The organism is Pseudomonas parafulva (assembly GCF_002021815.1).
In the GTDB taxonomy this organism is placed as follows: Bacteria; Pseudomonadota; Gammaproteobacteria; order Pseudomonadales; family Pseudomonadaceae; genus Aquipseudomonas; species Aquipseudomonas parafulva_B.
This window is the reverse complement of sequence record NZ_CP019952.1, coordinates 3,898,788-3,919,786: the sequence shown is the minus strand read 5'-3', so window position 1 is coordinate 3,919,786 and position 20,999 is coordinate 3,898,788. Positions and strand designations below refer to the sequence as shown.

At 62.5% G+C, this 20,999-nt stretch carries 21 protein-coding genes and 2 tRNA genes; 11 read left to right on the top strand and 12 right to left on the bottom strand.

The features are described from left to right. Window positions 1-162: 162 nt before the first annotated feature. Genes B2J77_RS17600 through B2J77_RS17590 form a run of 3 tightly spaced genes read left to right on the top strand, consistent with a single transcriptional unit; the run spans window position 163 to window position 2,032 of the window. Entirely contained in the window at window positions 163-948 is a 786-nt protein-coding gene (locus B2J77_RS17600; RefSeq protein WP_078479453.1) for an energy transducer TonB, read from the top strand. Further along, a complete protein-coding gene (gene rimI / locus B2J77_RS17595) occupies window positions 945-1,397 on the top strand; it encodes a ribosomal protein S18-alanine N-acetyltransferase (protein WP_023533216.1) in 453 nt (150 codons plus the stop codon). Before B2J77_RS17600 ends, rimI begins: the two co-directional genes overlap by 4 nt. A gap of 41 nt (window positions 1,398-1,438) precedes the next feature. Beyond that, on the top strand, window positions 1,439-2,032 hold the full coding sequence (locus B2J77_RS17590; RefSeq protein WP_194286087.1) for a D-Ala-D-Ala carboxypeptidase family metallohydrolase: 594 nt from the start codon (window positions 1,439-1,441) through the stop codon (window positions 2,030-2,032). 193 nt (window positions 2,033-2,225) lie between these two features. Here B2J77_RS17590 and B2J77_RS17585 read toward each other — a convergent pair. Further along, a tRNA-Met gene (locus tag B2J77_RS17585) sits at window positions 2,226-2,302 on the bottom strand. Window positions 2,303-2,617: 315 nt separating this feature from the next. Here B2J77_RS17585 and B2J77_RS17580 point away from each other — a divergent pair. From B2J77_RS17580 to B2J77_RS17575, 3 genes are all read left to right on the top strand, one after another. Continuing rightward, complete coding sequence (locus B2J77_RS17580; protein ID WP_078479114.1) at window positions 2,618-3,832, top strand: MFS transporter; 1,215 nt, start codon at window positions 2,618-2,620, stop codon at window positions 3,830-3,832. 119 nt (window positions 3,833-3,951) lie between these two features. Next, the gene (locus tag B2J77_RS21545) at window positions 3,952-4,089 is read left to right on the top strand and encodes a hypothetical protein (RefSeq protein ID WP_167338938.1); all 138 of its coding nucleotides are present in this window, start codon (window positions 3,952-3,954) and stop codon (window positions 4,087-4,089) included. A 76-nt stretch (window positions 4,090-4,165) separates the two neighbouring features. Then, entirely contained in the window at window positions 4,166-5,326 is a 1,161-nt protein-coding gene (locus tag B2J77_RS17575; protein ID WP_058603093.1) for an MFS transporter, read from the top strand. A gap of 67 nt (window positions 5,327-5,393) precedes the next feature. Here the strand turns inward: B2J77_RS17575 and B2J77_RS17570 are convergent, their stop codons facing one another. Together B2J77_RS17570 and B2J77_RS17565 are read right to left on the bottom strand one after the other, a co-directional pair. Continuing rightward, window positions 5,394-6,347, bottom strand: a complete 954-nt coding sequence (locus B2J77_RS17570; RefSeq protein WP_078479113.1) for a FecR domain-containing protein — start codon at window positions 6,345-6,347, stop codon at window positions 5,394-5,396. Next, window positions 6,334-6,849: a sigma-70 family RNA polymerase sigma factor gene (locus B2J77_RS17565; RefSeq protein WP_027915459.1), complete on the bottom strand. Its 516-nt coding sequence runs from the start codon at window positions 6,847-6,849 to the stop codon at window positions 6,334-6,336. The genes B2J77_RS17570 and B2J77_RS17565 overlap by 14 nt, the downstream gene beginning before the upstream one ends. 171 nt (window positions 6,850-7,020) lie before the next feature. Between B2J77_RS17565 and B2J77_RS17560 the strand changes: the two genes are divergently transcribed. The 3 genes from B2J77_RS17560 to B2J77_RS17550 are packed head-to-tail and all read left to right on the top strand — an operon-like array spanning window position 7,021 to window position 11,210. Continuing rightward, window positions 7,021-7,644 (top strand): DNA-3-methyladenine glycosylase family protein, encoded by a 624-nt coding sequence (locus B2J77_RS17560; RefSeq protein ID WP_078479112.1) that lies wholly within the window; start codon window positions 7,021-7,023, stop codon window positions 7,642-7,644. Between the two features lie 36 nt (window positions 7,645-7,680). Continuing rightward, window positions 7,681-8,736 (top strand): bifunctional DNA-binding transcriptional regulator/O6-methylguanine-DNA methyltransferase Ada, encoded by a 1,056-nt coding sequence (ada, locus tag B2J77_RS17555; protein WP_078479111.1) that lies wholly within the window; start codon window positions 7,681-7,683, stop codon window positions 8,734-8,736. 56 nt (window positions 8,737-8,792) lie between these two features. Continuing rightward, complete coding sequence (locus B2J77_RS17550) at window positions 8,793-11,210, top strand: DUF3772 domain-containing protein (RefSeq protein ID WP_078479110.1); 2,418 nt, start codon at window positions 8,793-8,795, stop codon at window positions 11,208-11,210. Between the two features lies 1 nt (window position 11,211). Here B2J77_RS17550 and B2J77_RS17545 read toward each other — a convergent pair whose 3' ends face one another. Beyond that, complete coding sequence (locus tag B2J77_RS17545) at window positions 11,212-11,667, bottom strand: XRE family transcriptional regulator (protein ID WP_194286086.1); 456 nt, start codon at window positions 11,665-11,667, stop codon at window positions 11,212-11,214. Between B2J77_RS17545 and B2J77_RS17540 the strand changes: the two genes are divergently transcribed. Then, the gene (locus B2J77_RS17540; RefSeq protein WP_228385146.1) at window positions 11,650-12,687 is read left to right on the top strand and encodes an MFS transporter; all 1,038 of its coding nucleotides are present in this window, start codon (window positions 11,650-11,652) and stop codon (window positions 12,685-12,687) included. The genes B2J77_RS17545 and B2J77_RS17540 overlap by 18 nt on opposite strands. Before the next feature lie 181 nt (window positions 12,688-12,868). Here B2J77_RS17540 and ychF read toward each other — a convergent pair whose 3' ends face one another. The 8 genes from ychF to B2J77_RS17500 form a co-directional block, all read right to left on the bottom strand. Then, window positions 12,869-13,969: a redox-regulated ATPase YchF gene (gene ychF / locus B2J77_RS17535; protein ID WP_058603088.1), complete on the bottom strand. Its 1,101-nt coding sequence runs from the start codon at window positions 13,967-13,969 to the stop codon at window positions 12,869-12,871. A gap of 24 nt (window positions 13,970-13,993) precedes the next feature. Next, window positions 13,994-14,578, bottom strand: coding sequence for an aminoacyl-tRNA hydrolase (gene pth, locus B2J77_RS17530; protein ID WP_016501511.1), 585 nt, complete (start codon window positions 14,576-14,578; stop codon window positions 13,994-13,996). 79 nt (window positions 14,579-14,657) lie between these two features. Next, window positions 14,658-15,257: a 50S ribosomal protein L25/general stress protein Ctc gene (locus B2J77_RS17525; RefSeq protein ID WP_023533244.1), complete on the bottom strand. Its 600-nt coding sequence runs from the start codon at window positions 15,255-15,257 to the stop codon at window positions 14,658-14,660. Window positions 15,258-15,377: 120 nt separating this feature from the next. Beyond that, window positions 15,378-16,319 (bottom strand): ribose-phosphate pyrophosphokinase, encoded by a 942-nt coding sequence (locus tag B2J77_RS17520; RefSeq protein WP_003247410.1) that lies wholly within the window; start codon window positions 16,317-16,319, stop codon window positions 15,378-15,380. 48 nt (window positions 16,320-16,367) lie between these two features. Then, window positions 16,368-16,442, bottom strand: a tRNA-Gln gene (locus B2J77_RS17515). A gap of 19 nt (window positions 16,443-16,461) precedes the next feature. Then, the gene (ispE, locus tag B2J77_RS17510; RefSeq protein ID WP_078479109.1) at window positions 16,462-17,322 is read right to left on the bottom strand and encodes a 4-(cytidine 5'-diphospho)-2-C-methyl-D-erythritol kinase; all 861 of its coding nucleotides are present in this window, start codon (window positions 17,320-17,322) and stop codon (window positions 16,462-16,464) included. Between the two features lie 4 nt (window positions 17,323-17,326). Further along, window positions 17,327-17,944 carry a lipoprotein insertase outer membrane protein LolB gene (gene lolB, locus B2J77_RS17505; protein ID WP_078479108.1) on the bottom strand — a complete coding sequence of 206 codons (618 nt, stop codon included), beginning with the start codon at window positions 17,942-17,944 and terminating at the stop codon, window positions 17,327-17,329. Window positions 17,945-17,948: 4 nt separating this feature from the next. Continuing rightward, window positions 17,949-19,667, bottom strand: coding sequence for a tetratricopeptide repeat protein (locus B2J77_RS17500; RefSeq protein WP_078479107.1), 1,719 nt, complete (start codon window positions 19,665-19,667; stop codon window positions 17,949-17,951). An 846-nt stretch (window positions 19,668-20,513) separates the two neighbouring features. Here B2J77_RS17500 and B2J77_RS21410 point away from each other — a divergent pair. Continuing rightward, window positions 20,514-20,705, top strand: coding sequence for a hypothetical protein (locus B2J77_RS21410; RefSeq protein WP_153302517.1), 192 nt, complete (start codon window positions 20,514-20,516; stop codon window positions 20,703-20,705). The last annotated feature ends 294 nt before the right edge of the window (window positions 20,706-20,999 follow it).

The following is a 20,999-nucleotide window of genomic DNA, read 5'->3' as shown; positions in this document are numbered from 1 at the left end:
TTATCCGCTTGGTCTGTCGTGCGACAGGCTGATCGAACCGCGCGCCTCCTATGGCTTGCCCAGGCAGGCAGGGGATGCGTAAAAAACCGCCGAGCTGATGCGGCACTGGCGAGTCATCGGCGTTAGAATGCGCACCTGTCCCAACCCCCTCGGATGACCGCCTTGCTTACCGAACAACGTCGTCGCGCCTACCTGTCCGCCATGCAAGTGGTGCACTGGCTGCCGCGCGCCGAGCTGCCGTTCGCCGCGCCGTCGCGGCCCGAGCTGCTGCTGCCGTTAGCGCCGCCCGAGGACATCGATTTCGAGCCGCCGCCACGCCAGATAGCCGACAAATCACCTGTTGCCCCCCAGGCACGGGTCGTCGAGCGGCCGAAGATCGAGGTCCCGCGCCCTGGCGTTTCCGCCAAGGCCGCGGCCAAGCCTGTGGAGGCGCCCGAGCAGGCTGCGACCCCTCGCCCAGTGCCGGTACCGCCTCCGCGCTTTGCCTTGCAATTGCTGCGCGCTGGCGATTGCCTATTGCTGGTCGAGCTGGCCACCGGCCAGCCTTTCCAGAGCCGTGACCCGTCCTACCTGCTGCTCAAGGACATGCTGCGCGCCGCTGGCCTACCCGATGCCCCGCAGATCGTGGGTGAGCCAGTGCGCTGGCCGCTGCTGATGCGCGGCAACATGGACCAGGGCCCGGACGCAGCCCGCGATTTTGTACAGGGTTTTGTCCAGGCGCGTCTGGAAGAAGCGCCCTGCACCTGCCTGTGGCTGGTGGGTACGCCGGCGCTGCGCTTTGCTGCCGGCGCCGACGACCAGGCTTATTACCAAACCCTCAAGCTCGACGGCCTGGGCGAGGCGTGGGCCTTGCCGGGCCTGGAACTGTTGATGGACGAGCCGCAGCGTAAAGCGGACGTCTGGAAAGCCATGCGCCAGCTGATGGCGCGCTGGAAACCCGTTGAATGAGTGACTCGATCAGCTTTCGCCCCATGACCGAGGCGGATCTGGATGCCGTGCTGAAAATCGAATATGCCGCGTTCAGCCACCCCTGGACCCGCGGCATCTTTCTGGATGCCCTGAAATCCTATGAAGTCTGGCTGATGTTCGATGGGCAGCAACAGGTTGGCCACGGCGTGATCAACGTGATCATCGACGAAGCTCACCTGCTCAACATCACCGTCAAGCCGGAAAACCAGGGGCGCGGCCTGGGCTTGCGGCTGCTCGAACACCTGATGTCGCGCGCCTACCAGCTCAACGGTCGCGAGTGTTTCCTGGAGGTGAGGGCCAGCAACCCGGCTTATCGCCTGTACGAGCGTTTCGGCTTCAATGAAATCGGCCGCCGGCGCGACTATTATCCAGCTGCGGGTGGTCGCGAGGATGCGCTGGTGATGGCCTGCACGTTGTTCCCGGACTGAGCCAGCGGCAGGGCCGCTGCCGAGACGTGCAGGGGTGTGCCATGTCGAAGAAACGGAGTGTGGTTGCCGCGCTGTTGCTGGCGGTAAATTCGGCGTCCAGCGGGGCCCTGGCCGATGAACGCGACCTGAGGATGTTCGCCCAGTGGGCGGGTGAGCACCCGACACGGCCTTTTCGGGACATGCTCGTGCAGGCGCGCGTCTACGGCGTGGTGCCCATTGATCAGCTGCTGCGCTCGGCCTCGGACTGGAAATTGTGCCGGGCTTCACCGTTTGTCGTGCCGCCCAAGCAACACTGGCCGGCTGTGCGCGCTACGCTGTCATTGCTCCGAACGCTGGGTGAGCAAGGAGCCTTGCCCGATTTCGAAGTGGTCTCCGCCTACCGTGATCCAGGCCTCAATCGCTGTGCCGGCGGGGCGATCGGCAGTGCGCATACCCAGGCATTCGCCGTGGATGTCCTGCTGGCGCCCTGGGCCGACCCCAACCCGCTGTGCCGTTTCTGGCAGCAGCACGGTCAGGCGTGGGGCATGGGCCTTGGCCGCTACCCGAGCGGTCGCATTCACCTGGACACGGCCGGCTACCGCACCTGGGGCGGTGACGGCAGTGCGGCGTCATCCTTTTGCAGCAAGCCCAGGTGAGTCAGCAATCCCGCTGTGGCTTAACGTGGCCTTTCGCGCGCCCATGTCGCTCGCGCACTGGGCGTGGTTAGCCTGGTAGCTGTCTTTTTGGCGATGAGCGGTGTGAGGTGATTGCGCAGGCTCGCGAAGACCACCTGACTTTCTGGCGGGCAAAGAAAAAGGGCTTACCTTGCGGTAAGCCCTTCGTCTTGTTTGGTGGCTACACAGGGACTTGAACCCCGGACCCCAGCATTATGAATGCTATGCTCTAACCAACTGAGCTATGTAGCCGATGGCGCGCATTATTCTCTTGAACGGCCCCCCTGTCAACACGCTTTATAAAAAAATTTGCACGCTTTCAAAAACTTAGCGAGCGATCGCGGTGCGCGCAGCGTTATCCATCCCCTGAAAACCCCAAATCGTATGGTTGATCGGCTTCAATTTCGGTATTTACCGGCTCGAGCCCCGGACGCTCTCGGCCCAGTCGGAGCATCCACAGAGCTTTGGAAGAAAGGGCTGGCCAGACCTGATGTAGAAAAAAAGGTAGCTATGTATCTATTTGTATCCCGATAATCGGAGCCCAGCTTTCCGACGGAGATCCAGGCCATGGCCATCCCCAGCGCCGCCCCGGCGTCCACCCAAGCGCAGGCGAGCACCGCTACGCCGTTGGTAATGCGCATCATCGGCTTCTGCGCCTTGGCGCACCTGATCAATGACCTGATCCAGTCAGTGCTGCCGGCCATCTACCCAATGCTCAAGGCCAATTACGACTTGAGCTTCGCCCAGATCGGCATGATCACCCTGACGTTTCAGATCACCGCCTCGCTGCTGCAACCCTGGGTGGGCTTTTTCACCGACCGCCGGCCTACGCCCAACCTGCTGCCCATGGGCACGGTGTGCACGCTGATCGGTATCGTGATGCTGGCGTTCGTCGGCAGCTTCCCGATGATTCTGCTCGCCTCGGCCCTGGTGGGCATCGGCTCTTCGACATTCCATCCCGAAACCTCGCGTATTGCGCGATTGGCGTCCGGAGGCCGCTTTGGCCTGGCGCAATCGACCTTCCAGGTAGGCGGTAACACAGGTTCTGCCCTGGGCCCGTTGCTGGCTGCGGCCATCGTCATCCCGTTCGGGCAAACCCATGTCGCCTGGTTTGGCGTGGCTGCACTGTTCTTTCTCGCCGTGACCCTGATGCTGCGCCGCTGGTACATCGAGCACCTGAGCCAAGCCAAGGCGCGCAAGGTGGTACAGGCTACCCACGGCATCTCCCGCGGGCGCGTGGTTGCCGCGCTGGTGGTGCTGGGGCTGCTGGTGTTTTCCAAGTACTTCTACATGGCAAGCTTCACCAGCTACTTCACCTTCTACCTGATCGAGAAGTTCGGCGTATCGGTCGCCAGTTCGCAGTTGCACCTGTTCCTGTTCCTGGGCGCGGTCGCGGCGGGCACCTTCTTTGGCGGGCCCATCGGCGATCGCATCGGGCGCAAGGCGGTGATCTGGTTCTCGATTCTGGGCGTGGCACCGTTCACCCTGGCACTGCCTTACGCGGACCTGTTCTGGACAACGGTACTGAGCGTGGTGATCGGCTTCATCCTGGCCTCGGCATTCTCCGCCATCGTGGTGTATGCCCAGGAACTGGTGCCCGGTAGCGTAGGCATGATCGCGGGCATCTTCTTTGGCCTGATGTTCGGCTTTGGCGGCATTGGCGCGGCATTGCTGGGCTATGTGGCTGACCTGCGCGGTATCGAATACGTGTACGGGCTTTGCTCGTTCCTGCCCCTGTTCGGGGTGCTGGCGGTATTGCTGCCGAGCACGGGCAAGCGCTGATGCTCAAAAAGGGGCAGGGATGCCCCCTTGACGCCACAGGCACTGAGGCAATTGACGGTATCGCCTGCTCTGGCCTAGAGTGCCGCCTCTTGCTCACTTTCTGCGTAGTAGCCAAAGCAATGCGCCGTTTCCTGTCCTTGCCCTGTCGCCGTCAGCCTGCCCCGGATGGGCTGCGCCGTGCCTGGCCGAGCGACACCGTGCTCAAGCGCCGTCGCAGCGTCCTGTTTGCCTTCACCTTCTCGCCACACCTGAACTGATCAGCGTTCGAACAGCGTCCGCCGTGGTGGTGGGTGCCTTTGTCTGCACGTCTTATCGGTTTGCTGGGAGTGGTTCATGAACATGCGTTTGCTGGCGGGCTTACTGTTCGCCGTTTCGGTCGTGGGGTTCAGCCTGGGCGCGACCCTGCCCCTGGTGTCGTTGCGCCTGCACGAGGCTGGCGCAGGCACCCTTGAAATCGGGATGATTTCCGCCATTCCGGCGGCTGGCATGATGCTGTCGGCCTTTCTGGTTGATGCCTGCTGCCGGTATTTCAAGCGACGCACACTCTACTTGCTGTGTTTCAGCCTGTGCACACTGAGCATCGGCCTGCTGGAACCTGCATTTGCCTCGTTGTGGTGGCTGGCGATCTTGCGCCTGGCGCTGGGCCTTGGCATGGGCATCGCGATCATTCTCGGTGAGTCGTGGGTCAACGAACTGTGCCAGGAGCACAACCGGGGGAAGATCATGGCCCTCTACGCCACCAGCTTTACCGGTTTCCAAGTGCTTGGGCCGGCGATGCTGGCGATGCTTGGTGCCCACAGCCCCTGGATTACCGGCGTGGTCACGGCCTGCTATGGCCTGGCGTTGGCGTGCATCGTGGTGACGGTGCCCAATGACCGGGTGCTGCACGCTGAAGACGACAAGAGCTTCGGCCTGGCCGGCTTCTTTCGCGTGGCCCCGGCGCTGTGCGTGGCTGTGCTGTTTTTCTCGTTTTTCGATGCCGTGGTGCTCTCGCTCTTGCCGGTGTACGCCAGCAGCCACGGTTTTGCCGTGGGTGTGGCGGCGCTGATGGTGACCGTGGTGTTCGCAGGGGACATGCTGTTCCAGCTGCCGCTGGGCTGGCTTGCCGACCGCGTCGAGCGCACCGGCCTGCACCTGGCGTGCGGGGTAGTGGCCATGGCCATTGGCATCGGGTTGCCCTGGTTGCTGAACATGACGTGGCTGTTGTGGCCCTTGCTAGTAGTACTGGGTGCTGTCGCGGGCGGCATCTATACCCTGGCACTGGTGTTGATAGGCCAGCGTTTCAAAGGGCAGGACCTGGTCACCGCCAATGCCAGCGTCGGTTTGTTGTGGGGCGTCGGCAGCCTGGTGGGGCCGCTGATCAGTGGTGCGGCCATGGACGTGGCGCCCCACGGGCTGCCCATGGCGCTGGCATTGATGGCCGGGCTTTTCGTGTGCTTTGCACGGCAGTCTTATCGGCGTGAGCAGCCGTCCTGCACCCCCTCTGAAAGCTAGCGGATTTGCCTGCAGGAACGGCATTGCAGCTCGCTCCGGTGGTTACCAACTGAGCCGTGTCAGTGAGCTAAGCGGCGTCGATGTTGACCCAATACCGGGTGTGGTAAGCGATACGCACTGGCAGGCTGCGGGCCAGTAGCTGCAGGATCTGATTGGTGTCGGCCAGCTGGTAGGTCCCGGAAACCATCAGTTTCGCCACCGCTGGGGCGCAGCGCAGCAGACCGGGCCGGTATCGGTTCAGCTCAGCGACGAAATCTGCCAGCGGCATTTGCCGAACGCTGAGCACACCCTGCGTCCAGCCCCAAGGGTCACTGGGCGGGGTGACGGCTTGATGGCTTCCATTGGCCTGCACGCGCAAGGTCTCGCCGGAATGCACCCGCACTGGCGTAGCACCGGTCATCACCGTGACTTCGCCCCGGCGCACCGCCACCAGCAAGCCGTGATCGCTCTGGCGCACCAGCAGTTGCCCGTCGAGGGTGCGCAGGGTGGCTACTCGGGTATCGATGAAGAACGGGCGTTTGTCGTCAGAATTGCTGTCCAGGCTGACTTCACCGCGCAGAAGCGCCAGGCGGCGTTGGCTCGCCGTGAAGCGCAGGTCGATAGCACTGGCGGTGTTCAGTTGGATGCGGCTGCCATCACTGCCTTGCAATTGTCGGCGCTCGCCGGTGGCAGTGGCACTGTCGGCCAGCAGCTCCGGCAGGCCCAGCGGCTCGCGCGCCATCCAGCCAAGGCCGCTGCCGACCACCAACAAGGCCCCCAGCTTGAGCTGGTCGCGCCGGCTGATGCCCTGGCGCTCGCTGCCTTGCAGGGTACGACGGCTGAGGTCCTTGGGTAGCCCGGCGAGCTCATCGCCCAGGTTGCTGACGCGCTGCCAGGCCAACCCATTGTGAGGGTGCAACGACAACCATTGCTGGAACTGCGCCTGGGCATCCGGCCCTGGGCTGCCGAAGCGTAGCCTCACCAACCAGTCGATGGCCTGGTCGACCCGGGCCTGGGCGGGTGCTTGGTCAGGCGTCGGCATAACGCAACCGGTAGCAAGTCTTCAGCGCCTTGGCCAGGTCGCGCTCCACGGTCGCTTTCGAAACGCCCAGGAGCAAGCTGATCTGGATGATGCTCAGCCCGTCCAGTTGCGCATGCAGAAAGGCTTGGCGAGCACGCGGCTTGAGCTGGTGCAGGGCACGATCGAGGCGCTCCAGGCTATCGAGAATGACCAGCCTGTGTTCTTCGCTCGGGATATCGGTTTCGGGTAGGTGCGCCAGGCTGTCCTGGTAGGCCCGCTCCAGCGCACGGCGACGAAACTGATCGATCATCAGGCCGCGGGCGATGCTGCTGAGGTAGGCGCGAGGCTCTTTCAACGGCGAGGTCTGCCGGGCGCGCAACAGGCGCACGAAGGTGTCCTGGGCCAGGTCGGCCGCATGTTCGCTGCAACCGACGCGACTGCGTAGCCAGCCGCGCAACCACGCATGGTGGGATTGGTAGAGCAGGGCGACCTCGGTCGGTTTGAGCGTGTCGGGAAGCTGCATCGTCGCCACGGTCGGTTCCTGTCGGATGTGATTGTGAATGGTTCTCAATTCTATGCGGGTAAGGCCATGGCGGGCAATGCTGCCTCAGGAATTACTTGCGCAAGATCCGGCAGTCGGCCGATGAGTGGCTGGGTTAAGCTGGCATCTCCACTGATCGATGGAGCCGCTTCAATGTTGATCGACGCCGAACCTTTCGCTTACCGGCAAGCGGCCGAATACCTGGGTGGCCTGGATGCGGACTGGGCGCGGCACATTGCCGCCGTCGGCCCCTGCCGCCACCGTACTACCCCGGGGCGTGAACCCTTCGAAGCACTGGTGAGGTCGGTCGCTTACCAACAACTGCACGCCCGTGCAGGCGACGCCATCCTCGGGCGGCTGCTGGCGCTATTTGGGCAAGAGGCTTTCCCCACCCCCACGCAACTGCTGACAGCGGACCCCGCCGCCTTGCGCAGCTGCGGCTTCTCGGCCAGCAAACTGGCCACGCTGCTGGACATTGCCCAAGGCCGCCTGGACGGTGTGGTGCCAACCCGCGAGCAGGCCCTGGACATGCCCGACGACGAATTGATCGAGCGTCTGGTGACGCTGCGCGGGGTAGGGCGATGGACAGTGGAGATGCTGTTGATCTACAGCCTGGAGCGTCTGGATGTGTTGCCGGTCGATGACTTTGGCGTACGGGAGGGCTATCGGCGGCTCAAGGGCTTGGAAAAAGCACCGACGCCTGCACAGATGCGCGCGCTGGGCGCCGCCTGGCGACCTTATCGCACCGTCGCCGCCTGGTACTTGTGGCGGGCCTGAGCGCTTGCCGAACTGCACTTAGTCTAGAAGATGAACATGACAACCTACACCACTCCCGAGCAGCGCTGGCAGGCCGTTGCGGCACGTGTTGCCGAGGCGGCGGACCATTTCGTCTATGCCGTGCGCACCACCGGCATCTACTGCTATCCAGGCTGCAAGGCCAGGCTCCCCCTGCGCAGCAACCTGGAGTTCTTCGAGTCCCCGGCATTGGCCGAGGCAGCGGGCTACCGCGCCTGCAAGCGCTGCATGGGCCGGCCTGCCATTTCGGCGCGTACGCGGCGCCTGGTCAGCGATGCCTGTCGCCTGATCGAGGCGTGCGAGCTACCGCCCAGCCTGGAGCAGTTGGGCGAGCGCCTGGCCGTCAGCCCGTTCCACCTGCATCGGCTGTTCAAGGCGCAAACCGGCCTTACACCCAAAGCCTACGCCGAGGCCTTCCGCGCCCAGCGCCTGAGGAGCAGCCTGGGGCATGGGCAGGGCTCGGTCACCGATGCCATTTTCGAGGCGGGCTACAACTCCAGCAGCCGCTTCTATGCCGGGGCTGAGCAGCGGCTGGGCATGCCACCCCGGCAGTTTCGCGCAGGTGGTGCCGGGGTGACCATTCGCTTCGCCGTGGGCCAGTGCTCACTAGGTGCCATCCTGGTTACCCAGAGCGAAAAGGGCATCTGCGCGATTTTGCTCGGCGATGATCCTGAGGCGCTGGTGCACGCCCTGGAAGACCAGTTCTGCAACGCCGAGCTGATCGGTGCCGATGGCGCGTACGAACAGGTCGTGGCGCAGGTCATCGGGTTCGTCGAGGCGCCGGCGCTCGGCCTGGACCTGCCGCTGGATGTGCAGGGCACCGTCTTTCAGGAGCGCGTGTGGCAAGCGCTGCGTGAAGTACCCCCTGGCTGCCGGGTCAGCTACAGCGACATCGCCGAGCGCATAGGCGCCCCCAAGGCGGTGCGGGCAGTGGCCAAGGCCTGCGCGGCTAACCGTATTGCCGTGGCCATTCCATGCCACCGGGTGGTGCGCCGGGACGGCGACATCAGCGGCTACCGCTGGGGGATCGAGCGCAAACGGCAATTGCTGGCGCGCGAAACAGCCCTCTCCTGATGGCCCGAAGCGGCGTAGAATCGCTCGCCAGATCGAATTGCAAAGAGGAATGTTCGATGAGGCGTGTCAGCCTTTCCCGCTTTAGTCACAGCGTGATGCTGTTGCTGGCGCTGATTGTGACAGTGTCCAACCCAGCCTGGTCGGCACCTGCCCCTGCGACGACGGCGCAGGCTGCCGCTGACGCACCGGCACTGGACGAAACCGCGAGCGTCGACCAGCTTAGCGACCGACTGGACCAGATTCGCCAGGGCGTCACCAGTGATGCCAACGACGACCTGCTGGCGCAACTGCGCATGGCGGCCGTGCAGGTCCAGCGCCAGGCCGATGCTTTGAGCACCCAGCGTGCAGCCGATGCGCAGAAGGTGGACGATCAGTTGAAGGTCATCGGCCCCGCTCAGCCGGACGAGCCTGCGACCTTGACCCAGCAGCGCAAGGCGCTGGAGGCCGAGAAGAAAACCCTGGCGACCCAGCAGGATCAGGCCACCAAGCTGACCCAGTCGGCGCGGGACCTGTCCACGCAGATCGTCAACCTGCGCCGCAGCCTGTTCAACTCGCAGATATCCAGCCGGGCAGCGTCGCCGTTGAGCCCTGCGTTCTGGCAGAGCATGATCCGCCCTACCCAGGACGATGTGGCACGGCTGCATGACCTGCGCGGCGAGATCACCGACGCGCTCGACAGTGCCCTGAGCGCTGAACACCGCTGGCTGTTCTTCACCAGCCTGATCGCTTCGATCCTGGTATGGACCTTGGTGCGGGGTTTGCTGGAGCGGCTGCTGGCAAGGTCCATGGTGCGCTGGTTACCGGAGGGACGCTTGCGTCGCAGTGCCTTGGCCGTGGGTGTAAGCCTGGCAACCCTGGGCACCATTGCCGGCTCGGTATCGTTGTTGCGCTGGGGCGTTGAAAGCAGTGCGCAACTGGGTTCGGACCTGGCCAGCCTGACCGATCATATTCTTGCCCTGGTGGTGTTCAGCGCCTTCATTACCGGACTTGGCCGGGCACTGTTGATGTTGCAGCGTCCCTCCTGGCGTTTGCCGGCGATTGCCGACGAAGTGGCCGAGGCCCTGGGCTGGTTCCCCAAGGTGCTGGCACTGGCCTTGATGGTGATGATGACCCTGGAGCGGATCAACAGTGTGATCGGCGTCAGCCTGGCCCTGACCGTGGCGGTCAATGGCCTTACTGCACTGGTGGTGGCGTTGATTTTCGCCGGCGCCCTGATGACCTACCGCCGTGCTCGGCGTCGGCATGGCATTGACCGGGCGACGGGCCTGGCCGGCTTGATCCCGTTCGTGATGGTGGTGTGGCTAGCCGCGATCCTGCTATCGCTGATCACCGGGTACCTCACCCTGGCCTATTTCCTCACAGCCAAGCTGCTATGGGTAAGCCTGGTCGTCACGTGCGCCTACTTGCTCACAACGTTCCTGAGTGATCTGTGCGAAATGCTGCTCTCGCCTCGCCAACCGGGTGGCTTGGCGCTGGCCTCGACGCTGGGCCTGGCACCACGGCACCAGGCGCAGGCGAGCACGGTGCTCGCCGGCATTGGTCGCACCGTCGTGGTGATCCTGGCCCTGCTGCTGACCTTGATGCCGTCGGGCACCAGCCCCAGCGAACTGTTGCTGAGCCTGGGTGACTGGGATGGCACGGGCGGCAAGCTACTTGGCAACCTGAACATCGTGCCCCAGGACATCGTGCTGGCGCTTGGCATACTGGTAGGCGGGATGCTGGCCATTCGTGTGGTCAAGCGCTGGTTGAGTGAGCGCCTGCTGCCGGAAACCGACATGGACGCCGGCATGCGCGCCTCGCTGGTCACCCTGGTGGGTTACCTGGGCTTCCTGTTCCTGGCCATGCTGGTGATGTCGACCCTGCACATCAACCTCACTAGCCTGACCTGGGTGGTGAGTGCCTTGTCGGTCGGTATCGGCTTCGGCCTGCAGCAGATCGTGCAGAACTTCATCTCCGGCCTGATCCTGCTTACCGAACGCCCGGTCAAGGTGGGTGACTGGGTGAGCCTGGCGGGTGTCGAGGGGGATATCCGTCGCATCAACGTGCGCGCCACCGAGATCCAGATGTCGGACCGCTCCACCGTGATCGTCCCTAACTCGCAGTTCATCTCCCAGAACGTGCGCAACGTGACCATGGGCAATGCCCTTGGCGTGGTCGGTATTACCCTGACCTTGCCCCTGGACACCGACGCCAACCGGGTCCGTGAGCTGCTGCTGACCGCCTTCCAGGAGCACGAGGCCATCCTCGAAGCACCGGCACCATCGGTGTCGTTCAAGGACCTGACCAATGCCGGTATGGTGATTGGCGTCAGTGGTTATGTGGCAGGGCCGCGGTTGGTGGGCGGTGCCCGCAGTGACCTGCTGTTCACCATACTGGGGCGCCTGCGCGACGAAGGTATCGCCCTCTCTGCGCCGCAGAGCATGGTGCTGTTGCAGGACGGGCAACGCCCGGCCGAAACTGAAAACGACGCGTGAATCATGGGCTGCCTGGCAGCCCATCTTGGCGTGCGTATACCACCAGCCGAAGGTGCCGGTCTTCATCGACGGTCAGCGAGGTATGCTCGAACAGCTGGGCCTGCCCATCGATGACCAGTTGGCGTACGCCGCTGCAGGATGCATGCACGTCGTGGGTGCGCCAGCCGGCCTTGAAGGCCGGCGAGACATGCTCCAGTTCGTCCACCAATGCGTGGATATCGGCTTCCTGCGTGGCCCGGGCGAAGTCGCGACGAACGCTTGCCAGCATAATCGGGGCCTGGCTGTCCCAGTCGTGCAAGCGCCCATGCATCGTCGGGTCGGTGAACAGCAGCCAGAGCAGGTTGCGGCGCTCAGGCGGGTGCGCGGCGAAGCCGAAGAGTGCGTCGGCTAGCCCATTGAACCCCAGTACATCCCAGCGCAGGTTGAGGACGAAGGCCGCGTGCGGCAGGTCGTGCATCAAACGCCTCACCAGCGGCGCCTGGCGCCCAGTGCTGCTTTTCTGATCGGTGCACGGGCTGTACAGGGGCTGGCCACCGCGCTGCTGTTCCCTCAGGTCTATGCTTCGATTCGGGTCAACTTCGACGCCCAGGACAGCCGCCGCGCCTTCGGCTTGCTAGGGATGACGCTGGGGCTGGCTGCCCTCGCAGGCCAGGTGCTGGGCGGCTGGATGGTACATGCTGACCTGTTCGGATCAGGCTGGCGCAGCATCTTTTTGATCAATGTACCCATTGGGTTGCTGGCTTTCGTGGCGGCGCGCTACATCCCCGAGACCCGCGCGCCCCAGCGCCCGGACCTGGACTGGGCAGGCGTGGCGCTGGTCAGCGTCGGCCTGGCATTGCTGCTCGTGCCGCTGATCGAAGGACCGGGGCAGGGGTGGCCTGCCTGGAGTTTCTTCGCGCTCGGCCTGGCATTGGGCTTGCTCGCGCTGTTCAAACGCCAGCAGCAACGGCGACGAGCGACCGGCAGGTTGCCCTTGGTGGACATGCAACTGTTGACGCAGCGCCGCTTTGCACTGGGTACGCTGCTGGTGCTGGTGGTCTATTCCACATCCAGTTCCTTTTTTCTGTGCTTCGCCCTGCTGATGCAGAGCGGGCTGGGTCTGGATCCCTTCATGGCGGGCAGTATCTTCGCACCCTGCAGTGTGGGTTTCGTACTGGCATCCCTTGCTGCCCCGCGGCTGGTTGCGGGCTGGGGAATACGAGCGATCATGGTAGGGGCCTTGCTGTACGCGCTGTCGATCGGGTTGCTGATTGCCCAGGTCCAGGCGGCAGGCGCACAGCTGGTGCCAGTTTGGCTGATCCCGGTACTGATCGTGGTAGGTGCGGGGCAGTGCAGCAGGTCGGTGCGGCGCTGGGGGTGGCCGTGGTGGGGATTTTCTTCGCGGCGGCGCTGCCAGGGGAAGGCTTGGTCGTTCAAGCCGGCCAGTATGTGCATGCGTTTGTGGCCGGCATGCTCTACAACCTGGGTGCCGCGGTGATGGTGATCGTCTTGCTGGTGATGCTGGCAGGCGAGCAGCGGTCTGGGGGAGGTGAGTAAGCCGCACGCACTGGCGCCGTGCTCCCGCTTTTTGCGGGCTTGAATAAAAACAGGAGCGTTCGGCAGACCCTCAATTGGGCTGCTGAACGCTCCTGCTTATTTACGCTGCGGTTAAGCGTCGATCAAACGTTGAAGCGGAAGTGCATCACGTCGCCATCTTTGACGATGTAATCCTTGCCTTCCAAGCGCCACTTGCCGGCTTCCTTGGCGCCGCTCTCACCCTTGTACTGGATGAAATCGTCATAGGCCACGACTTCGGCGCGGATGAAGCCTTTCTCGAAGTCGGTGTGGATCACCCCGGCCGCTTGCGGGGCAGTGGCACCTACGCGCACGGTCCATGCACGTACTTCCTGCACGCCGGCGGTGAAGTAGGTCTGCAGGTTCAGCAACTCGTAACCGGCACGGATCACACGATTCAGGCCAGGTTCTTCCAGGCCCAGGGCCTCGAGGAACATGTCCTTTTCTTCACCGTCGTCCAGCTCGGCGATTTCCGCTTCGATCTTGTTGCACACCGGTACGACCACCGCGCCTTCTTCCTCGGCGATGGCGTTCACCACGTCCAGGTGCGGGTTGTTCTCGAAACCGTCCTCGGCAACGTTGGCGATGTACATCACCGGCTTGCTGGTCAGCAGGTGGAAGCTACGGATCAGGGCCTTTTCATCGGCGCTCATGTTCTTCATCAGGCTGCGCGCTGGCTTGCCTTCGGTGAAATGCGGGATCAGCTGTTCCAGAATGGCCTTCTGCGCCAGGGCGTCCTTGTCGCCACCCTTGGCGTTGCGGGCCACTTTCTGCAACTGCTTTTCGCAGCTGTCGAGGTCGGCAAAGATCAGTTCGAGGTCGATGATCTCGATGTCGCGCTTGGGATCGACGCTGTTGGAAACGTGAATCACGTTCTCGTCTTCGAAGCAGCGCACCACGTGGGCGATGGCGTCGGTCTCGCGGATGTTGGCGAGGAACTTGTTGCCCAGGCCTTCGCCTTTCGAAGCACCGGCCACCAGGCCTGCAATGTCGACGAATTCCATGGTGGTGGGCAGGATGCGGTTGGGCTTGACGATTTCAGCCAGCGCATTGAGGCGCGCATCGGGCATGGGCACGATACCGCTGTTCGGCTCGATGGTGCAGAAAGGGAAGTTCTCTGCCGCGATGCCAGACTTGGTCAGGGCGTTGAACAGGGTGGACTTGCCGACGTTGGGCAGGCCGACGATGCCGCAATTGAAACCCATGGGTATTCCCCTCTCTAAAGGAAATCAGGCCTTCTGGCTGTGCAGCTCGCGCATCGCCTTGGCGAAGTCGCCAGCGAGCACGTCCGGCAGCACACCGAGGGCAAAGTCGATGCTGGCGTCGAGCTTCTCCTGCTCGGCGCGCGGTGCGCGGCCCAGGACGAAGTTGGAGACCAGCTTGGCGTCGCCTGGATGGCCAATACCGAGCCGCAGGCGATGGAAGTCGTTCTGGTTGCCGAGCTGCGCGATGATGTCGCGCAGGCCGTTGTGCCCGCCATGGCCGCCGCCGCGCTTGAGCTTGGCAACGCCGGGAGGCAGGTCGAGTTCGTCGTGCGCCACCAGGATGGCCTCCGGTTTAATCCGGAAGAAATTGGCCAACGCCGCCACGGACTGGCCGCTACGGTTCATGTAGGTGGTGGGGATCAGCAGGCGAACATCGTTGCCCTGATGGCTGAATTTAGCCGTCAGGCCGAAATATTTCTTATCAGCGGTCAGCGAGATGCGCTGGGCGCTGGCAATGCGTTCAACGAAAAGAGCCCCTGCGTTATGCCGGGTCTGTTCGTATTCGGGGCCGGGGTTACCCAGGCCGACGATCAACTGGATGGCGGTCACGTCAGGGGCTCTTCCTTGGAGTTGGTGGGTTACAGGACGCGCGGCACTGTAACCCGATCAACGCCGGCGTGCGAGTGGATTACTCGGCAGCGCCTTCTTCCTCAGCTTCAGCGGACACGCGTGGTGCGTGAACGTTGGCAACTGCTTTGTCATCACCGTGGGCCAGAGCGACGAACTCTACGCCTTTCGGAGCTTTCAGGTCCGACAGGTGGATGATGGTGCCGATTTCAGCATTGGCCAGGTCGACCTCGATGAACTCAGGCAGGTCTTTGGCTTCGCAGGAAACTTCCAGCTCCGACTCAACGTGCGAAACTTCGCCGCCTTTCTTGACCGGGCCTTCTTCGTTGATGAAGTGAACCGGTACCTTGGCGGTCAGTTTCTGACCAGCAACGACGCGGATGAAGTCGGCGTGCATGATGAACTGTTTGGCCGGGTGGCGCTGCATGGCCTTGATGATGACGTTCTGCTTGACGCCGTCAACGTTCAGTTCGATGACGTGGCTGAAGGCAGCTTCGTTTTCGAACAGCTTGGTGATTTCCTTGGCCACGATGGTCAGGGATTGGGCTTCTTTATCACCACCGTAGACTACGGCTGGGATGCTGGCGGAGTGACGCAGGCGGCGGCTCGCACCTTTCCCCAGGTCAGTACGCGCTTGGGCGTTCAGAGTGAAATCAGTCATTTTGTTTCTCCAAAATAGCCCCCCGAGGGCGTTTGCGACCAGCGCCAACGGGGATGGCAAAAAAGCCCCGCCCCAGCAGATGTGCTGGGGCGGGGCGCTTTTCGTCAGCGAGCGTTCCGCTTAGCGGAACATCGCGCTGATCGATTCTTCGTTGCTGATGCGGCGAACCGCTTCGGCGACAACCGGTGCGATATCCAGCTGGCGGATACGGTCACAGGCTTGAGCAGCGGCGGACAGTGGAACGGTGTTGGTCACCACCAGCTCGTCCAGGACCGACTTCTCGATGTTCTCGATCGCGCGGCCCGACAGGACAGGGTGCGTGCAATAGGCGTAAACCTTGGCAGCGCCGTGCTCTTTCAGGGCTTTGGCCGCATGGCACAGGGTGCCGGCGGTGTCGACCATGTCGTCTACCAGGATGCAGGTGCGCCCTTCGACGTCGCCGATGATGTGCATCACTTCGGAGTGATTGGCCTTTTCACGGCGTTTGTCGATGATACCCAGGTCGACACCCAGGGACTTGGCGACAGCACGTGCGCGCACGACACCACCGATGTCCGGGGAGACAATCATCAGGTTCTCGAAACGCTGGTCTTCGATATCGTCGACCAGTACGGGCGAACCGTAGATGTTGTCGACCGGGATATCGAAGAAACCCTGGATCTGGTCAGCGTGCAGGTCGACGGTGAGTACACGGTCGATACCCACGACAGTGAGCATGTCAGCGACGACTTTGGCGCTGATGGCTACACGTGCCGAACGCGGACGGCGGTCCTGGCGGGCGTATCCGAAGTAAGGAATCACGGCGGTGATTCGGGAAGCTGAGGAGCGGCGGAAGGCGTCGGCCATCACTACCAGTTCCATCAGGTTATCGTTGGTCGGTGCACAGGTCGGCTGAATAATGAAGACGTCTTTACCGCGGACATTTTCATTGATCTCAGTGCTGATCTCGCCGTCGGAGAATTTACCGACAGAGACGTCACCGAGAGGGATATGCAGCTGACGTACGACACGCCGAGCCAGATCGGGGTTAGCGTTCCCCGTAAAGACCATCATCTTGGACACGCGCAGTACCTGAAGGCTGAGGGTATACCTGGATGAGTATAAGGAAAATGGCAGGGGCGGCTGGATTCGAACCAACGCATGGCAGGATCAAAACCTGCTGCCTTACCGCTTGGCGACGCCCCTGTATCTGTTGCTGCGAGCGCTAGGCACTCGACTTCTTGACCAGACTTTGCAGCTTGCGATGCAACATCGAAATATTGCTTCCTTTCGCCACAAACCCTGTTTGGGTCGCTGAAAGAAGGGCCAGAACTTTATCAGCTTCGGCTTTGCTTGGGAAGGCCCCAAACACACAACTTCCAGTTCCGGTTAGTCGAGCCTCTGTGAATTTCCCCAGTGCGTTCAGCGCGTTGCGAACTTCCGGGTAATTCTGCTCTACCACCGGTTGGCAGTCATTTCGACTGTTTCCCTTGGGAACGGGGCGCATCTTAAGGGGGAGAGAATCACGTGTCAACTGCGGATGTGAAAAAATTTCTGCTGTGCTTACAGACACTTGCGGAACCAGCACCACATACCAGGGTTGTTCCGGATCGACCGGCGTGAGCTGTTCGCCCACACCCTGGGCAAAGGCGGCATGACCGCGCACGAATACCGGTACATCGGCACCCAGGCCGAGGCCCAGGGCAGCCAGGCGATCTTCGTTCCAATCCAATTGCCACAGGTGCGCAAGGCCAAGCAGGGTAGTGGCGGCATCCGAGCTGCCGCCGCCGATGCCACCGCCCATCGGCAGCACCTTGTCAAGCCAGATGTCCGCGCCTAGGGGCGTACCCGATTGGACCTGCAGCTGGCGAGCGGCACGCACGATCAGGTTGCTGTCATGGGGCACGGTATCGAGGTCGCTGTGCAGGCGGATCATGCCGTCCTCACGCACAGCGAAGCTCAGCTCGTCGCCGTGGTCGAGAAACTGGAAGACCGTTTCAAGCTCGTGGTAGCCATCGGCACGGCGGCCAACGATGTGCAGCCACAGGTTCAGCTTGGCCGGCGCGGGCAGGGTAAGCGCTTGCATCGACTCAGTGCCCCAGCTGGCGGGGCTGCCAGTCCTTGACCACCAGGGTCACGTCCAGGTCCTTGCCGTGCAGCTTGAGGCGTTCGGGCAGCCAGTAACCTTTATGCTCGGCATAGCTCAGGTACTCGACCTGCCAGCCGTCCTGTTCAAGGCTGGCCAGGCGGCTGTCGCCGTCGAGGGTCAGCTTGCTCTTGGTGTCCGGCGCTGGCAGGCCGCGCACCCACCAGACCAGGTGGGAAACAGGCAGCTTCCAGCCCAGTTGCTCTTCCAGCAGCGCTTCGGGGCTGGTGGCTTCGTAGCGGCCCTGGTTGGCCACTTCCAGCACCACGGCGTCAGGCCGGCCGGTCAGGCGTGCGGCCCCACGGCCCAGCGGCCCGGCCAGGCGAATGTCGAAGTAGTCCTGGCGCTGCAGCCAGAACAGGGTGCCACTGCCCGAGTCGCGTGGGGCACGGATGCCCACCTTGCCGTTGATCTGCCAGCCGTCGAGGCTGCTCAACTGCTGTTTGTGGGAACGCCACTGCTGTGGGTCGCCGTGGCCCTGCAAGGCTTCGCGGCTGCCAATGCCGGCACAGCCGGCCAGGAGGGCGATGAGGGTGAAGGTTACGAAATGGCGCAATAGCATGGTCTTAAAGGGTCTCGGATCCGGTCAGGCGTAGGAGGGTCTTGCGCAGCACTGGGCTGTCGGCCTGGGCTTCGAAGCCCTTGGCCCACACTTGGCGGGCTTCGCGCCGCTTGCCGTTGGCCCACAGCACCTCGCCCAGGTGGGCGGCGACTTCATGGTCGGGGAAGCTGGCGAAGGCCTGGCGCAGGTAACCCTCTGCTTTGTCGAGGTTGCCCAGGCGATAGTTCACCCAGCCCAGGCTGTCGAGCACTGCGGGATCGTCCGGGGTCAGCTGATGCGCCTTGTCGATCAGGGCCTGGGCTTCGGCGTAACGATTGGTGCGGTCGGCCAGGGTATAGCCAAGGGCATTCAAGGCCATGGCGTTTTCCGGCTCGCGGGCAATGATGGCGCGCAGGTCCTTTTCCATCTGGGGCAGGTCATCGCGCTTTTCGGCGAGCATGGCACGGGTGTAGAGCAGGTTGAGGTCGTCCGGGTAGCGCTGGATGGCTTGTTGCAGCACCTGGTTGGCCTGGGCGTCCTTGTTATTGTTGCTGTAGCTTTCCGATTCGATCAGGAACAGCTGGATCGCGTAGTCGGGCTGGGCTTCGCGGGCTTCGGCCAGCAGGCGAGAGGCTTCGGTGCCGCGGCCGTTGGCGATCAAGATGTCGGCCTGGCGCAGTTGCGCGGCCAGGTAGTCGGGCCCTGGCCCTACCAGGGCGTACTGGCGCAGGGCACCTGCCGGGTCGTGGCGTTCTTCGTGGATGCGGCCAAGGTTCAGGTGCGCGGCATCGGTGTTGCTGTCGCGTTCGACCAACTCCTGCAGGTAGCCTTCGGCTTCATCCCACTCCTTGTTTTCAAGGCACACCAGCGCCAGGGAATAGCGCAGCTCGTCGTCCTCGGGATACTGCTGGACCAGGCTGACGAATTCGCCTTTGGCGTCGGCGATGCGGTCCTGTTCTACCAGGGTCCGGGCATAGGTCAGGCGCAGGCGCTTGTCGTCGGGGTTTTCGCGAATCGCCTTGCGCAGCAGGGGGAGGGCTTCTGGACCACGGTCCAGGGCTTGCAGCAAGCGAGCGCGCAGCAGGATCGGTGCAATTTCGCCGTTTTGTGGCGCGTGCGATTCGAGCAGTTCGAGCGCCTCTTCGGCCTTGCCGTCCTGGTTCAGCAGCAGGGCCTTGCCGAAGATCAACTGACCGTTGTCAGGGTACTTGACCAACAGGCGTTCGAAGCTCTGCAGCAGACCATCACGTGTGCTCTGGTCGGTTTCGGCAGCCGACAGGGCCAGAAAATCGAAATGGGTATCGCCCTGGCCTTGCAGGACCTTTTCCATATAGGCCATGGCATCGTCATAGCGGCCTGCGCGCGCCAGCTGGATGGCGGCGGCGCGTTGCGCATCGAGGTTCTGCGGGTCGTTGCGGGCCCAGATGAGGGCGTTGTCCAGCGCAGGTTCATCGGCGCCCAGGTATTCGGCGATACGGTAGGCGCGTTCGGAGACGCCAGGATCCTGGGTTCGCGCGGCCTCATCGGTGTAGTTGGCCAGGGCGATGTCGAAGCGATTGCGTTGCCCGGCAAGCTCGGCTACCAACAGGTTATAGAGCGTATCCTGCTTGAACGAGCCGTACACCATGGGCTTCTCGGCTTCGGGTTTACCGACGTCAGCAGCAGGCTCGGCCTTGTGCGCGGGCAGGCTCTGGCAGCCCTGGAGCAGGGCGAAGGCAAGCAGCAATGCGTAGGGTTTGTTCATAGAGGGCTTATAAGGAGACTCACCGGCGGTTGGGGCATGATGACACAAGCGCGGTGGCAAACCCACCGGGCCAAGGTATGAAGCGGATCCTTCGTTTATGAAGACCGCGACATTAGGATGTGGTTCGGCTTGCAGCGCGGGAGGTGGCCTGGTCCGCGGGTCAGGGACTTGTGCGTAGCCATCGCGCAAGCGCTTGCTGCTGCCAAGCCCGCAGCATACCTGTCCTCATCCCATGCCCGTCCCCGTTCCCATGCTTTTGCTCTTGCTTCTAAGTGCGCGGTAGCTCAGGCGTCGCAGATCGCGACTTCAGGAGGCCGAGCGCAGGGCTTGCGGAGGGAGGTGACAGGCATGGATGCCTGTCAAGCGCTGGGCCCCAGGATGGGGCCTGCAGCGCGGTCCTCCCGGGAGCAAGCCCGGAGCGAGGGAACCCCGGAGCGTAGCGTAGGGGCCGGATGATAGGAGCAGGCGGTTTTTGCTTACTTTTTGACAAGACAAAAAGTGAGCCGCCGTAAGGGCGGAAAGGTGACTGTGCGCCACCCGCGCCAATGAATACCAACTTGCTGTATGTGCCAACGCTTTGAAGTTTGAAGTTTGAAGTTTGAAGTTTTATTGTTGAGTGTGAGTGTTGAAAGAGTGTATGGTCCATTTGCGATGGCGACGCTTAATCACCTTTTCGCCTTTACGGCGAGTCACTTTTTGTCAAACGCGACAAAAAGTAACCAAAAAACGCTGCGCTCCATTCATACGGCCCCTACGCTGCGCTTCGGGGTTCCCTCACTCCGGTCTTGCTCCCGGGAGGACCGCGCTGTAGGCCCCATCCTGGGGCCCAGCGCTTGACAGGCATCCATGCCTGTCACCTCCCTTCGCAAGACCTGCGTTCGGCCTTCTGAAGTCGCGAAGATCAAGATCAAGATCAAGATCAAGATCAAGATCAAGATCAAGATCAAGATCAAGATCAAGATCAAGATCAAGATCAAGATCAAGATCAAGATCAAGATCAAAATCAAGATCAAGATCAAGATCAAGATCAAAAGCTAGATTGAACGCTTTGGAGTTGGGTGAATCAGTATCGAACTCAGTAGCCATGAGAGGCTGTTTTGGGGATGCGTGTGTGATATTTGACTCGATAGCGAACTTGGAGGTGACAAAGTTGTAACTCGGTGTAAGTAAGGCATGCGCATTATCGCCTTGAGCGCTCCATCATGAGTCGGGTAATAGCCAAATGACTGCACCCTTGAATGCCAGCGCCTGAAGTCCACAGCGTATCCTCAAGAACACCTTCGCGCCGCCACACTATCACCTCGATAGCGAACGGTGGTTGTCCTCTAACCT

Bases quoted from the DNA above. Each gene is read 5' to 3' on its own strand.
- rimI (WP_023533216.1), top strand. From the start codon at position 945: ATGAGTGACTCGATCAGCTTTCGCCCCATGACCGAGGCGGATCTGGAT.
- B2J77_RS17590 (WP_194286087.1), top strand. From the start codon at position 1,439: ATGTCGAAGAAACGGAGTGTGGTTGCCGCGCTGTTGCTGGCGGTAAAT.
- B2J77_RS17580 (WP_078479114.1), top strand. From the start codon at position 2,618: ATGGCCATCCCCAGCGCCGCCCCGGCGTCCACCCAAGCGCAGGCGAGC.
- B2J77_RS21545 (WP_167338938.1), top strand. From the start codon at position 3,952: ATGCGCCGTTTCCTGTCCTTGCCCTGTCGCCGTCAGCCTGCCCCGGAT.
- B2J77_RS17575 (WP_058603093.1), top strand. From the start codon at position 4,166: ATGAACATGCGTTTGCTGGCGGGCTTACTGTTCGCCGTTTCGGTCGTG.
- B2J77_RS17570 (WP_078479113.1), bottom strand. From the start codon at position 6,347: ATGCCGACGCCTGACCAAGCACCCGCCCAGGCCCGGGTCGACCAGGCC.
- B2J77_RS17565 (WP_027915459.1), bottom strand. From the start codon at position 6,849: ATGCAGCTTCCCGACACGCTCAAACCGACCGAGGTCGCCCTGCTCTAC.
- B2J77_RS17560 (WP_078479112.1), top strand. From the start codon at position 7,021: ATGTTGATCGACGCCGAACCTTTCGCTTACCGGCAAGCGGCCGAATAC.
- ada (WP_078479111.1), top strand. From the start codon at position 7,681: ATGACAACCTACACCACTCCCGAGCAGCGCTGGCAGGCCGTTGCGGCA.
- B2J77_RS17550 (WP_078479110.1), top strand. From the start codon at position 8,793: ATGAGGCGTGTCAGCCTTTCCCGCTTTAGTCACAGCGTGATGCTGTTG.
- B2J77_RS17545 (WP_194286086.1), bottom strand. From the start codon at position 11,667: ATGCACGACCTGCCGCACGCGGCCTTCGTCCTCAACCTGCGCTGGGAT.
- ychF (WP_058603088.1), bottom strand. From the start codon at position 13,969: ATGGGTTTCAATTGCGGCATCGTCGGCCTGCCCAACGTCGGCAAGTCC.
- B2J77_RS17525 (WP_023533244.1), bottom strand. From the start codon at position 15,257: ATGACTGATTTCACTCTGAACGCCCAAGCGCGTACTGACCTGGGGAAA.
- ispE (WP_078479109.1), bottom strand. From the start codon at position 17,322: ATGCAAGCGCTTACCCTGCCCGCGCCGGCCAAGCTGAACCTGTGGCTG.
- lolB (WP_078479108.1), bottom strand. From the start codon at position 17,944: ATGCTATTGCGCCATTTCGTAACCTTCACCCTCATCGCCCTCCTGGCC.
- B2J77_RS17500 (WP_078479107.1), bottom strand. From the start codon at position 19,667: ATGAACAAACCCTACGCATTGCTGCTTGCCTTCGCCCTGCTCCAGGGC.
- B2J77_RS21410 (WP_153302517.1), top strand. From the start codon at position 20,514: ATGCCTGTCACCTCCCTTCGCAAGACCTGCGTTCGGCCTTCTGAAGTC.